The following is a 12,929-nucleotide window of genomic DNA, read 5'->3' as shown; positions in this document are numbered from 1 at the left end:
GTCATGCGGACATCAGCGCTGCTTGAGCTTCGCGAACGCCGCCGCCATCGCGCCTGCCGGTTCCGCATCGCGCGAACGCTGACCGCCGCGATTGTCACGACCGCCGCCGCCGCGATTGTCGCGGTTGCCAGACTGGCCCGCGCTGCCGCCGCTGCGCGACGCGCCGGCGCTCGCGGGGTCGTCGTCCAGACGCATCGTGAGCGCGATGCGCTGACGCTTCACGTCGACGTCGAGCACCTTCACCTTCACGACCTGGCCGGCCTTGACGACTTCATGCGGGTCCTTGATGAACTTCGTCGACATGGCCGAGACGTGCACGAGCCCGTCCTGATGCACGCCCACGTCGATGAATGCGCCGAACGCGGCCACGTTCGTCACGACGCCTTCGAGCAGCATGCCCGGCACGAGGTCGGAGACTTTCTCGACGCCGTCGCGGAACGTCGCCGTCTTGAACTCGGGGCGCGGATCGCGGCCCGGCTTTTCCAGCTCGCTCAGGATGTCGCGCACCGTCGGCAGACCGAAACGTTCATCCACGAACTCGGTGGGCGCGAGGCCCGAGAGCGCTTCGCGGCTGCCGAGCACGTCGCCGATCGTACGCTTGATCTTCGCGAGCATGCGCTCGACGACGGGGTACGCTTCCGGGTGTACCGACGAGCGATCGAGCGGGTTGTCGCCGCCGTTGATGCGCAGGAAGCCGGCGGCCTGCTCGAAGGTCTTGTCGCCCAGACGCGGCACCTTCTTCAGATGCTCGCGCGAAGGGAACGGGCCGTTCGCATCGCGGAAATCGACGATATTGCGCGCGAGCGTCGAGTTCAGGCCCGACACGCGGGCGAGCAGGGCAACGGAGGCCGTGTTCGCATCGACGCCCACGGCGTTCACGCAGTCCTCGACCACGGCGTCGAGCGAGCGCGCGAGTTCGCGCTGGTTCACGTCGTGCTGGTACTGGCCCACGCCGATCGCTTTCGGCTCGATCTTCACGAGTTCGGCGAGCGGGTCCTGCAGACGGCGCGCGATGGAAACGGCGCCGCGCAGCGACACGTCGAGCTCGGGGAATTCCTTCGCAGCCAGTTCGGATGCCGAATAAACCGATGCGCCGGCTTCGGAAACCACGATCTTCTGCAGTTTCAGTTCGGGATGCTTCGAGATCAGCTCGCTCGCGAGCTTGTCGGTTTCACGCGAGGCCGTGCCGTTGCCGATGCTGATGAGTTCTGCCTGCGTCTGCGCGGCGATGCGCGCGAGCTTCGCGAGCGAGCCGTCCCAGTCGCGGCGCGGCTCGTGCGGGTAGATCGTATCGGTGGCGAGCAGCTTGCCCGTGCGGTCGACCACGGCGACCTTCACGCCCGTGCGCAGGCCCGGATCGAGGCCGATCACGGCCTTGGGGCCGGCCGGCGCGGCAAGCAGCAGATCCTTGAGGTTGCGCGCGAACACGCGGATCGCTTCGTTTTCCGCCTGCTCGCGCAGGTTGGTGAGCAGCTCGTTTTCGATATGCGGCTGCACCTTCACGCGCCAGCACCAGCGGCAGACATCGGAGAGCCATTTGTCGGCTGGACGATTCTGGTTCGCAATGCCGAAGTGGCGCGCAATCATCGCTTCGCCCGGATGCGGCACCTGCGTGTCCAGCTCGCCGCCGAGGCCGAGCTTGACCATCAGCACACCGGCGTTGCGGCCGCGGAACAGCGCGAGCGCGCGGTGCGACGGCACGGTCTTGATGGTCTCGGAATAGTCGTAGTAGTCGCGGAACTTCTCGCCTTCCTCGTTTTCCTTGCCCTCGACCACGCTCGACATCACCACGCCCTGGTTGTGCAGCCAGTCGCGCAGCTTGCCCAGCAGCTCAGCCGTTTCGCCGAACTGCTCGGAGAGGATGTCGCGCGCGCCGTCGAGCGCGGCCTTGACGTCGGCGACACCCTTTTCGGCGTCGACGTACTGTGCGGCTTCCGTTTGCGGGTCGAGCAGCGGGTTCGCGAGCAGTGAGTCGGCGAGCGGCTGCAGGCCGGCTTCGCGCGCGATCTGTGCACGCGTGCGGCGCTTGGGCTTGTAGGGCAGATAGAGGTCTTCGAGAACCTGCTTGCTGTCGGCCGCCTCGATGGCGCTGCGCAATTCGTCGGTGAGCTTGCCTTGTTCCTCGATGCTTGCGAGGATCGCCGCGCGGCGGTCTTCGAGTTCGCGCAGGTAGAGCAGGCGCTCTTCGAGCGTACGCAGTTGCGTATCGTCGAGATTGCCCGTGACTTCCTTGCGGTAACGGGCGATGAACGGAACGGTCGAGCCTTCGTCGAGAAGCTGCACGGCGGCTGCGACCTGGCGCGGCTGCACGCTCAGTTCAGTGGCGATACGCTGGACGATCTTGAGTGCTACGGTTTCCGTCATAGGGTCTGGATATTCCTGCGAGGATCGGATTGCGGTCCGGGTTTGCGGTCCGGCGGCCGATGCGGGCTCGAGCGCGCGGGGCGCCCGGTGTGCAAAACGGCACGTTGCCGAGTGCGTCCGCCGGCCGGTGGAGCGGGGCATTTTGCCATAAATGGCCGAGCGCTCAACCCGGGGGGTGTTAGAATTTCCCCCATGTTCCGCTGCCCACAGAAGACGTTGACGACCTCCCGCTTCTCCCCTGATTTGCCCCTTGCCCGGTTTCGCACGCCTCATGGCGTCACGCGGCGGTTCCCCGCTCTTGGGGCAATTTGTGCCGTCGCGTTGAGCCTCGGTGCAAGCGTTCCGGCCCTCGCGCAGGCGGTCGGGGTGACAGGGCCGCTGCAGCAGCAAGGTGCGGCAGCTGCGCCAGCGCAGCCGGCGCCTTCGGGCAACGCGCCGCTCGCGGCGTCCGACGCGGCTGGGGCCGGCGGCGCGCCACAGTCGCAGCAGAGCGACTTCGACGCGCGGCAACAGGTGCTGGACCGTCGTACCGCGGAGAACGACTATCAGTTTGCAGTCGCGCAGCACAACTGCTACAGCACGTTCTTCGTGAATCATTGCATCGGCAAGGCGCGCGACAAGATGCGTGTCGTGCAGGCCGACATCCGCCGCGAGCAACTGGCGCTCGACGACGAAAAACGTACCGCGCATGCGCAGCAGCGCGACCAGCAGGCCGCCTTGCAACGCGCGCAGGACGAAGCCAATGCGCCGCAGCGCGCCGCCAACGAAGCGGCCAGCGCGCAGGCGTACGAACAGAAGCAGCAGCAACACGCGCTCGATCAGGCGCAACGCCAGGCCGAAGCGCCGCAGCGTGCGGCGAACGAGCAGGCGTATCAGGAAAAGCAGCGGCAGCATGCGCTGGCCCAGGCACAGCGCCAGGGCGAGCAATCGCAGCGCAACGCGAACCAGGCGGCGTACGACCAGAAGCAGGCGAACTACCAGAACCAGCTCGACGAAGCGCGCCGCCAGGGCGAACAAAAGGCTCAGGAACGCGCCGACAAGGCCCAGCGCTACCAGCAGAAGCAGGAAGACGCGGTGAAGCACAAGGCCGATGTCGCAGAGCGTCAGAAACAGGCGGCCGAGAAGGCGCAACAAAAGCAGCAACAAGAAGAACAGCAGAAGCAACAGGAAAAGCAGCTGCAGGAACAACAGCAGGACCAGTAGCACGAGTAGCACGCTTTTTCAGCCGGACTGCAACCTCAGGCGCGTCGTCCTTCGCAAGCGCGCGCCGCATATGTCGAGGAGGCGAGCATGCGCGAGCATCGTGAAGTCAAGACCGAGGTCCTTCGTGACCGCATTCTGCAACTGGAATCGGAACATGGCGATCTGGACCGCCTGATAGACAGGATGTCCGACACCCCGGACTATGACGATCTCGAACTGCAGAGGCTGAAGAAGCGCAAGCTCAAGGTCAAGGACAACATCCTCCTGCTGCAACTGCAGCTGGACCCCGATTCAACGAAGACTTCGGACGGGCACGCCTGATTCCGGGTCCTGGCAGGCGCCGGGGCGCGGCAGTCGGCGCGTTGCGCCGTTCCGGACCGAGCAGGAACCGCTTGCCTTGAATTCAACGACCGTTTCCCGTTCCCGGCCCGCGCGCGAAGGCGGCGCGCCGGAGGCCGACGCGCGCGCGGCGCAAACAGCCGCTGCACCCATGTTGAGCGCACGCCGCGCCGCCGAGCTCGAGGAGCTCTTCGCGGCCGACGGCTTGCTCGCCCGCGAGATCGACGGCTATCGCCCACGCGCTGCCCAGATCGAAATGGCGCGCGCGGTCGCGGCCGCAATGGAAGCCGCCGCGCAATCCCTGCCCGATCCCGCGGCGTTCGAACTCCAGTCGCGCCCGGCGCGGCGGGTCGAGCGTGGTGCGCCGGCGCAGCCCGCCGCCGGGGAAGCGGCGCGCGCCGCGGCCGAGAACGGCGACAACACGCTGATCGTCGAGGCGGGCACGGGCACGGGCAAGACCTATGCGTACCTCGTGCCGGCCATGCTGTGGGGCGGCAAGGTGGTCGTCTCGACGGGCACGAAGCATTTGCAGGACCAGCTCTTCGCGCGCGACATCCCCACGGTGCGCGACGCCCTGGCGGTGCCCGTGAGCGTGGCGATGCTCAAGGGGCGCGCCAACTATCTGTGCCACTACTACCTGCAGCGCACGGCCGACAATGGTCGGCTGCCGTCGCGCCAGGAAACCGCGTATCTGCAGGAAATCGTGCGCTTCGCGAAGATCACGCGCTCGGGCGACAAGGCCGAGCTCGCGAGCGTGCCCGAGACGGCGGCCGTCTGGTCGATGGTCACGTCGACGCGCGATAACTGTCTTGGCCAGGAGTGCCCGCATTACAAGGACTGCTTCGTGATGCAGGCGCGCCGCGAGGCGCAGCAGGCCGATATCGTGGTGGTCAATCACCATCTGTTCTTCGCCGACATCATGCTGCGCGACACCGGCATGGCCGAACTGCTGCCGAGCGCGAATACGATCATCTTCGACGAAGCACACCAGCTGCCCGAAACGGCAACGCTCTTTTTCGGCGAAACGCTCTCGACGGCGCAGTTCCTTGAGCTCGCGCGCGATTGCGTGGCCGAAGGCCTGAGCCACGCGCGCGACGCGGTGGAGTGGGTCAAGCTCGGCGCGGCGCTGGAACGCGCTGCACGCGACGTGCGGCTCGCGTTCAAGGAAGATTCGCTGCGGTTGTCGATCACGCAGTTGCCCGAGGATCACCCGCTCTTCGATGCGCTCGACGCGCTGCAGACCGAACTGGGCACGCTTGCCACGGCACTCGCGGGGCAGGCCGAGCGCGCTGAATCGATCGGCGCGTGCCTGCGCCGCGCGCGCGAGCTGCAGGGCATCCTCGCGGGCTGGACCGCGCCGCAGGGCGCCGCGCCAGCGCGCGAAACACTAAAGGCCGACGCGGACGGGCAGGACGAAAACGCGCACGCGCCGGACGACGCGGACGAGAAAGTCCGCTGGGTCGAGGTGTTCTCGCACACGGTGCAATTGCATGAAACCCCGCTTTCCGTGGCGCCGATCTTCGCCAAGCAGCGCGCCGGCGTGCCGCGCACCTGGGTCTTCACGTCGGCGACGCTTTCGGTGCGTGGCGACTTCACGCACTACGCGGCGCAAATGGGCCTGAGTTCGCGCCGTTCGATGACACTGCCGAGCCCGTTCGACTATCCCACGCAAGGGCTGCTTTACGTGCCGCGCAACATGCCGCAGCCGTCGTCGCCGCAGTTCACCGACGCCGTGTTCGATGCGGCGCTGCCGGCGATCGAGGCGTCGGGCGGCGGTGTCTTCATGCTATGCACGACGCTGCGTGCCGTCGACCGCATTGCCCAGAAGCTGCGCGACACGATCGAGGCGCGCGGCTGGAATACGCCGCTGCTCGTGCAGGGCGACGCGAGCCGCACGGAGCTGCTCGAGCGCTTCCGCGCCTATGGCAATGCGATCCTCGTGGGCAGCCAGAGCTTCTGGGAGGGGGTGGATGTGCGCGGCGATGCGCTCTCGCTCGTGGTCATCGACAAGCTGCCGTTCGCGCCGCCCGACGATCCGGTGCTGGCGGCGCGCCTCGACGCGCTGGCGAAGAAAGGTCTGAGCCCGTTCGCGGTCCACCAGCTCCCGCAGGCGGTGATCACGCTCAAGCAGGGCGCGGGGCGACTGATTCGCGCGGAAACCGACCGCGGCGTGTTGATGATCTGCGACACCCGACTCGTCGACAAGCCGTATGGACGACGCATCTGGCAAAGCCTGCCGCCGTTCAAGCGGACCCGGGAGATCGAAGTGGTGCAGGCGTTCTTCGAAGAGAAGAACGGGCCGGCGGGGGAGCCTGGCGAAGCGCATTGAGTTTCATGCGCACCGCATAACAAAAAAGCCACGAACGTGAGTTCGTGGCTTTTTTGCTTGCCCGCCGTATGTCTGAAGCGCGTTTGACGCAAGCAGCAGACCGTACGGCGATTCGCTGCGATGCCCGCCGGGACCGAGGTCCCGGGCGAGCGTCGCGCGAACGCAACTTACTGGCTTGCGCCCGAAGCAGCAGCCGGAGCCGAAGCGCCTGCGTCCGAAGCAGCAGCGCCAGCGTCCGAAGCAGCGGCGGTAGCCGAAGCAGCAGCGTCGCTCGCAGCAGCAGCAGCGCCCGAAGCAGCAGCTGCCGAATCCGAAGCAGCAGCAGCCGGTGCCGAAGCAGCAGCAGCATCGCTAGCCGGCGCAGCAGCTTGGTCGCTGCTCTTGTTGCACGCAGCAAGTGCAACAGCTGCCAGCAGGGATGCTACGAGGAGGGATTTCTTCATGATCACGTCCTTTTATGGTTAAAGGTAAGCAACAGCGCAAAATAATACCGGTAAATGTGCCCCAACACCGACCTGAGCCGCTGGTGGAGACGCACTGCAAGAGCGTGAATCTTCCCTACGGCCTGGCCGGAAATTATAGGCACTTTCGTATCGACCGTCGACAAATCCGGGGACAATACGTTGTCTTTCTCATACAAGCACTATTTTAGTACGGTATAACAGTCCGAAGCGCTTAGGCAAGCACCCCGGTCCGAATCCAGCCCGCACGATACCACTCGTGTAGCAACGCTGTCACACACGAATCGTGTGAGAGTGTTACAAAGCGTTTCCCGTCCATAGAGCGCCTGTCGGCCAGTGCCGGCAGCCACTTTCTTGCCTCTTTGAGCAAGTACTGTTCCCCATTCAGGTAATACGACCGCGAATCGTAAAGCAGGATCGTCCTGCGGTCGAGTGTTATCCCGTTTTTTGCCGCTTGCGCAACGAAACGGGCTTCGTCGAGCGGCTTTTCGGGGGCGTCGAACACCACATTGGCTTTCGGTTCGGACAGCCAGGAGCCCACGAACGAGGAGACGTCGGCGTCGCTCCAGCGCACTTTAGCAAGCACGTCGCCAACACGCTCTACGAGTGCCGGAGGAAGCTGTGCCGGATGCGCCACGGCCGGCTGGTCGGGGTCGCGGTAGAGCGTGGGCTTGCCGCTGCCGTTATCGGCGCCGCGCTCGGCGAGCCAGTAAAGAAACTGGCTCGTCAATTCGTTCGTGGAAGGAGAACGAAAGCCAATCGAACACGTCATGCATTCGCCTTCGGCGATGCCGTCGTGGGCGATGTGCGGCGGCAGGTACAGCATGTCGCCCGGCTCCAGCACCCACTCTTCTTCAGGCTCGAAGTTCGCGAGAATCTTCAGCGGCAGGCCTTCCTGCAGGGAGAGATCGCGCTGGGCGCCGATGCGCCAGCGGCGCTTGCCGTGCACCTGCAACAGGAAGACATCATACGAATCGAAGTGCGGGCCGACACCGCCGCCGTCCGATGCGTACGAGATCATCAGGTCGTCGAGCCGTGCGTCGGGCGCGAAGCGAAAGCGCTCGAGCAGGGTGCGCGCGCGGTCGTCGTGCAGGTCGGCACCCTGCACGAGGAGCGTCCACTGGCGGGTCTTCGGCGTCGGCAGGTCGTCCGGCGAGAACGGGCCGTGCTCGAGCGCCCAGCGGCGGCGAAAATGTGTGATGAGACGCGACTCGACATCGTCGCTGTCTGCGAGCGCGAAGAGGGCTTCGCGCGAGAGCGGCGCTTCGATGTCGGGAATCGCCTGGCGGATCAACAGCGGCTTTTTCTGCCAGTATTTGCGCATGAACTGCGCCGGCGTCAGGCCGCCCAGAAGCGGCGTGGCAACATCGGGCGCGGGGCATGCCAGGGGGAGGGAGGCGCGCCGCTTGCGCGCGTCCACCGGGTGGTCTGGGGACCGCTTCGGCATCGTATAATGTGGTCTGTAATCTGGAGGAACGAATGAAAATTGCAAAGGACACCGTCGTGTCGGTCGCTTACAAGCTATCGGATGCGCAGGGCAATCTGATTGAGGAAAGCGACGAGCCGATGGTCTATCTGCACGGCGGCTATGATGGCACGTTCCCCAAGATCGAGGAAGTGCTGGACGGGCAGGAGCCGGGCTTCGAGACCCAGATCCAGCTTGAGCCGCAGGACGCTTTCGGGGAGTACGATCCCGAGCTCGTGAAGATCGAGCCGCGCAACCGCTTTCCGGAGCCGCTCGAAGTCGGCATGCAGTTCGAAGGCACGCCCGAAGAAGGCGATGAAGATCTCGACACGCTCATCTATACGGTCACGGATGTTGCCGAAGACAAGGTCGTGCTCGACGGCAACCATCCGCTGGCGGGCATGGCGCTGCGTTTCGCGCTGACGGTCAAGGAAGTGCGCACCGCCACCGAAGACGAAATCGAACATGAGCACGCGCATGGCGCGGACGGCCTCGAAATCATTGACGAAGACGAAGAAGACGACGGCGACGAAGGCGCCTCGAAACCCACCCTGCACTAAGCGCCGCTCAATGCGCGAAGCCGCCTGACGCCGGTGCGCCGGGCGGCTGCAGCTGATCAGGCGGCTGGCCATTGCCGCTGCCGTTTCCACCCTCCAGGCCGTTCTGGCTGTTCGCATCGTTCCGACCATTTAGTCCATTCTGGCCACCCTGGGTGGGCCACGCTGGCATCAGCACGCCGTTGCCGGCCGGCGGCAAGCCGGGCGGCACGGCGGTTCCCGGTGCGCCAGGCGTCGCGGGCGCGACATCGGGCGATTGCGGCATGCCGGGAATCTCGGTCACGTCCGGCATCGACGATACTTCGGGCATTTCCGGCATCGCGGGCGACGATCCCGCGCCGGGCGTGTACGGCGAAGGCTGCGCGGGCAACAGCGGCAGATGCTTCGGCACATCGCGCACGCTCACGCGCAGCGGCGTACGGCGCGCCATGTCGGCGTCCACCTGCAGCCATTGCGTGAGCGGATCGTGCAGTGAGAATGCGATGCGCGTAACGTTTTCTATCCTTGCGCCCTTGTCGTTACGCAGCGGCTGATCGATCGTGAAGCCATGTGCGAGCTTCGAGTCGTCGGCATTCACGACGATGATCTGGCCGCGGAAAATCTCGGCGAGCTTCACGAGGCTGCGGCGCAACTCGAGATAGCCGTCGCGCGGTGCGCGGTGAAAGCGCAGCCACGCGAAGCGGTCGGGACGCTCGTAATGCTCGGGCATCGCGTTGCCTTGCATGAAGATGACGATCGCGCGCGCGTTGCGGCGCTTCGCATATTCGGCCGCATGTTCGAGCCAGAAGCCGTTGGCGATCACGCGGTCTTCGAACTCGCCGTTGCGCCCGCCCGCATTGAGATAGTGATTGTTGCCGTCCGGCACGTTCAGCCCGATGAACACGGTGTCGCCGAGTTGCCAGCGCACGTTTTCCCGATACGGCCGGAAGCGCGAGACTTCACTCTCGCGCGTGAGCGTCAAGGGGGTTTGGCCGAGCGCGTTGGGATCGGAGAAGAAGTTCTGGCGCAGGAAGTCGAGTCGCTCGGCGGGGTCGTAGGCGCCCGAACCGTTCATGCCGCAGCTGACCCAGTCGCGTTCGCCGGGCACGAACACGAGCGGCGCACGTGACGCATCGAGCAGGTCGCGACGCTGCTCGTAAAGATGGTCGGCACAGGTTTCGTGTGCGCCTTTGAGATTGCCGTCGTAGACCGTGAACGCGATTTGCGGATCGCGCCCGATGGCGTCGATGAGCCGCTGCGCCGATGCTTCCTCGGACTGCGAGGTGAGCGCGTTCGCCACGACCGCGAAGGCATAGCGCGGCGCCTGCGCGAACGCCGCGAGCGGCGAACCCAGCGAAGCAGCCAGCATCAACGTGCACGACGCACGGCGCATCATTTTCAGATAGCGCGCGCGGGGACCGCCGCGGCCCGCCGGTTGCGGTGGCCGCGGCGGCGTCGCGAGGCGACGCTCAGCGATTGGCGTCCGGCGCCGTGGCCAGCTCATGCAGTTCGTACAACAGGTCGAGTGCGTCGCGCGGGCGCAGTTCGTTCGGATCGAGTTCGCGCAGCCGCTGTGCGACGAGCGACGCGCCACGATCTTCCTCGACCGGCGCGGCGCGATCTTCGACGATGGGGGCATCGTCCTCATACTCGGCGGCGGGCGCGGCGAACAGGTCGAGTTGCGGCGTGGGCTGCCCCGCCGATTGCTGCTCCAGATGCACGAGATGCTTGCGCGCGGCGCGGATCACGGCGGCAGGCACGCCCGCGAGCTGCGCGACCTGCAGGCCGTAGCTCTGGTTCGCCGGGCCTTCTTGCACCGCATGCAGGAAGACGATGCCGTGGCCATGCTCGACGGCCGAAAGATGCACGTTCGCCGCCTGCGCAAATTCGGCCGGCAGTTGCGTGAGCTCGAAGTAGTGGGTGGCGAAGAGCGTGTGGCAACCGTTGTGCGCGAGCAGATGTCGCGCGATGGCCCACGCGAGCGCGAGGCCGTCGAACGTCGACGTGCCGCGCCCGATCTCGTCCATGAGCACGAGGCTTTGCGGCGTGGCGTCGTTGAGGATGGCCGCGGCTTCGGTCATCTCGACCATGAAGGTCGAGCGGCCGCCCGCGAGGTCGTCGGCGGCGCCGATACGCGTGAAGATGCGGTCGATCGGCCCGAAGCTCGCGCGCTTTGCCGGCACGTAGCTGCCCACGTAAGCGAGCAAGGCGATCAGCGCGGTCTGCCGCATGAAGGTCGATTTACCGCCCATGTTCGGGCCGGTGATGAGCAGCAGCTTGCGCTCGGCCGAAAGCAGGCAGTCGTTGGCGATGAACTGCTCGACCTGCGCTTCGACCACGGGATGGCGACCTTGCTCGATCTCGATGCCGGGCGCCTGCGTAAACGTGGGCGCATTCCAGTCGAGCGCGCGCGCGCGTTCCGCGAACGCGGCCAGCAGGTCGAGTTCCGCGAGTGCGGCGGCCACGCGCTGGCAATCGGGAATGAACGGCAGCAGCGACTGCAGCAGCGCGTCGTAGAGCGCCTTTTCGCGCGAAAGCGCGCGTTCCTGCGCCGACAGCGCCTTGTCCTCGAACGTCTTCAGTTCCGGCGTGATGTAGCGCTCGGCGTTCTTGAGCGTCTGGCGACGGCGATAGTCGTCGGGCACCTTGTCGGTCTGGCCGCGTGTGACTTCGATATAGAAGCCGTGCACCTTGTTGTACTCGACGCGCAGATTGCCGATGCCGGTACGCGTGCGTTCGCGCGTTTCGAGGTCGAGCAGGAACTGACCGCAGTTCTCGGAGATGTCGCGCAGTTCGTCGAGATCCGCGTCGTAGCCGCGTGCGATCACGCCGCCGTCGCGCACCATCGCAGCCGGTTCCGGCGCGACCGCGCGCTGCAGGAGCGCCGCGCACTCGGCGGGCGGTTCGAGCGCCTCGGCAATGTGCGCGAGCGACGTGGCCGCGCCGCTGGCGGCCGCGACCTGTTCGCGCAGCGCGGGCAGCGCCGCGAAGGTGTCGCGCAGGCTCGACAGATCGCGCGGGCGCGCCGAAAGCAGCGCGAGGCGCCCGGTAATGCGCTCGACGTCGGCGATCTGGCGCAAGGCGCCGCGCAACGTATCGACGCTCGCTTGCGGCGGCGCCTCGAGCAATGCGCCGATGGCCTGCTGGCGCATTTGCGCGATCACGGCTTCGCGCGGCGGGTGATGGAGCCAGTGACGCAGCAAGCGGCTGCCCATGGCCGTGCTGCACGTGTCGAGCAGCGAGCAGAGCGTGGGCGATTCGGTGCCGCGCAGCGTTTCCGTGAGCTCGAGATTGCGGCGCGTGGCCGGATCGAGCCCGATGTATTCCGATTCGGCTTCGACCTTCAGGCTGCGCACGTGGCGCAGTTGCTGCCCCTGCGTGGCCGCCGCATACAGCAGCAGCGCGCCCGCCGCGCCACACGCGCTCGTGAGCGTTTGCGCGCCGAAGCCGTCGAGGCTCGCTACGTCGAGCTGGTCGCACAGGCGCTGCTTGCCCGAACCGACGTCGAAGTGCCATGCCGGCACGCGCGTAAGCGCGCCCGATCCAGCGGGTGGCGCCCAGGCGGCGGTTTCCGCCGGCATTTCCGCGACGAGAATTTCCGCGGGCCGAATGCGCTCGAACGCCGTGGCGACCTGTTCCGGCGCGACTTCCGCGAGGCGCAGCGCGCCGCTCGCGAGATTGAGCCACGCGAGGCCCACGTTGACGGTCGCGCCGCGCCGGTTGTGGCCGGGGCAAACGGCCATCAGGTAGACGTCGTTCTTGTCGGAAAGGAGCGCGGCGTCGGTCAGCGTGCCGGGCGTCACCACGCGCACGACCTTGCGCTCGACCGGACCCTTGGAGGTGGCCGGGTCGCCGATCTGTTCGCAGATCGCCACCGACTCGCCCAGCTTCACGAGCTTCGCGAGATATTGCTCGACCGCGTGATGCGGCACGCCCGCCATCTTGATCGGATTGCCCGCCGAGGCGCCGCGCTGCGTGAGCGTGAGGTCGAGCAGGCGCGCGGCCTTCTCGGCGTCTTCGAAGAAGAGCTCGTAGAAGTCGCCCATGCGGTAGAACACGAGCGTGCCCGGATGGTCGGCCTTGATGCGCAGGTATTGCTGCATCATGGGAGTGTGTTGCGCGATGTCGGCTGCGCCGGCGGTGTGTGTAGCCATCCTCGGTGTCTTGCTAGGGGTTCAGGGCGTGAGTTTAACGCGCGCCGATTGCATGTAAAGTCAGCCTTTCGGCTAACG

The 12,929-nt window shown here is 66.2% G+C and carries 9 protein-coding genes; 4 read left to right on the top strand and 5 right to left on the bottom strand.

Features of this window, described 5'->3' with window-relative positions:
* Positions 1 to 12 precede the first annotated feature (12 nt).
* Positions 13 to 2,364: a Tex family protein gene (locus AB4Y42_RS04940; RefSeq protein WP_368693539.1), complete on the bottom strand. Its 2,352-nt coding sequence runs from the start codon at positions 2,362 to 2,364 to the stop codon at positions 13 to 15.
* A gap of 366 nt (positions 2,365 to 2,730) precedes the next feature.
* Here AB4Y42_RS04940 and AB4Y42_RS04935 point away from each other — a divergent pair, with 366 nt between their 5' ends.
* The 3 genes from AB4Y42_RS04935 to AB4Y42_RS04925 all read left to right on the top strand — a co-directional run bounded on the left by AB4Y42_RS04935 (position 2,731) and on the right by AB4Y42_RS04925 (position 6,235).
* Positions 2,731 to 3,567: a colicin transporter gene (locus AB4Y42_RS04935; RefSeq protein WP_368693538.1), complete on the top strand. Its 837-nt coding sequence runs from the start codon at positions 2,731 to 2,733 to the stop codon at positions 3,565 to 3,567.
* An 87-nt stretch (positions 3,568 to 3,654) separates the two neighbouring features.
* Entirely contained in the window at positions 3,655 to 3,888 is a 234-nt protein-coding gene (locus AB4Y42_RS04930) for a DUF465 domain-containing protein (RefSeq protein WP_028204122.1), read from the top strand.
* A 76-nt stretch (positions 3,889 to 3,964) separates the two neighbouring features.
* A complete protein-coding gene (locus AB4Y42_RS04925) occupies positions 3,965 to 6,235 on the top strand; it encodes an ATP-dependent DNA helicase (protein WP_368686183.1) in 2,271 nt (756 codons plus the stop codon).
* A gap of 167 nt (positions 6,236 to 6,402) precedes the next feature.
* Here the strand turns inward: AB4Y42_RS04925 and AB4Y42_RS04920 are convergent, their stop codons facing one another.
* Positions 6,403 to 6,678: a hypothetical protein gene (locus tag AB4Y42_RS04920; RefSeq protein WP_081771656.1), complete on the bottom strand. Its 276-nt coding sequence runs from the start codon at positions 6,676 to 6,678 to the stop codon at positions 6,403 to 6,405.
* A gap of 232 nt (positions 6,679 to 6,910) precedes the next feature.
* Positions 6,911 to 8,143, bottom strand: a complete 1,233-nt coding sequence (locus AB4Y42_RS04915) for a cupin domain-containing protein (protein ID WP_368693537.1) — start codon at positions 8,141 to 8,143, stop codon at positions 6,911 to 6,913.
* 32 nt (positions 8,144 to 8,175) lie between these two features.
* Between AB4Y42_RS04915 and AB4Y42_RS04910 the strand changes: the two genes are divergently transcribed.
* A complete protein-coding gene (locus tag AB4Y42_RS04910; RefSeq protein WP_342921414.1) occupies positions 8,176 to 8,721 on the top strand; it encodes a peptidylprolyl isomerase in 546 nt (181 codons plus the stop codon).
* 7 nt (positions 8,722 to 8,728) lie between these two features.
* Here AB4Y42_RS04910 and AB4Y42_RS04905 read toward each other — a convergent pair whose 3' ends face one another.
* A complete protein-coding gene (locus AB4Y42_RS04905) occupies positions 8,729 to 10,066 on the bottom strand; it encodes a hypothetical protein (protein ID WP_368693536.1) in 1,338 nt (445 codons plus the stop codon).
* 100 nt (positions 10,067 to 10,166) lie between these two features.
* Positions 10,167 to 12,851: a DNA mismatch repair protein MutS gene (gene mutS / locus AB4Y42_RS04900; protein WP_368693535.1), complete on the bottom strand. Its 2,685-nt coding sequence runs from the start codon at positions 12,849 to 12,851 to the stop codon at positions 10,167 to 10,169.
* Positions 12,852 to 12,929: the final 78 nt, after the last annotated feature.

This window comes from Paraburkholderia sp. EG286B (assembly GCF_040965655.1).
In the GTDB taxonomy this organism is placed as follows: Bacteria; Pseudomonadota; Gammaproteobacteria; order Burkholderiales; family Burkholderiaceae; genus Paraburkholderia.
Note: the sequence above shows the minus strand (reverse complement) of the source record. Positions and strands in the feature narration are given on the sequence as shown.

Bases quoted from the DNA above. Each gene is read 5' to 3' on its own strand.
- AB4Y42_RS04940 (WP_368693539.1), bottom strand. From the start codon at position 2,364: ATGACGGAAACCGTAGCACTCAAGATCGTCCAGCGTATCGCCACTGAA.
- AB4Y42_RS04930 (WP_028204122.1), top strand. From the start codon at position 3,655: ATGCGCGAGCATCGTGAAGTCAAGACCGAGGTCCTTCGTGACCGCATT.
- AB4Y42_RS04920 (WP_081771656.1), bottom strand. From the start codon at position 6,678: ATGAAGAAATCCCTCCTCGTAGCATCCCTGCTGGCAGCTGTTGCACTT.
- AB4Y42_RS04915 (WP_368693537.1), bottom strand. From the start codon at position 8,143: ATGCCGAAGCGGTCCCCAGACCACCCGGTGGACGCGCGCAAGCGGCGC.
- AB4Y42_RS04910 (WP_342921414.1), top strand. From the start codon at position 8,176: ATGAAAATTGCAAAGGACACCGTCGTGTCGGTCGCTTACAAGCTATCG.
- AB4Y42_RS04905 (WP_368693536.1), bottom strand. From the start codon at position 10,066: ATGCTGGCTGCTTCGCTGGGTTCGCCGCTCGCGGCGTTCGCGCAGGCG.
- mutS (WP_368693535.1), bottom strand. From the start codon at position 12,851: ATGGCTACACACACCGCCGGCGCAGCCGACATCGCGCAACACACTCCC.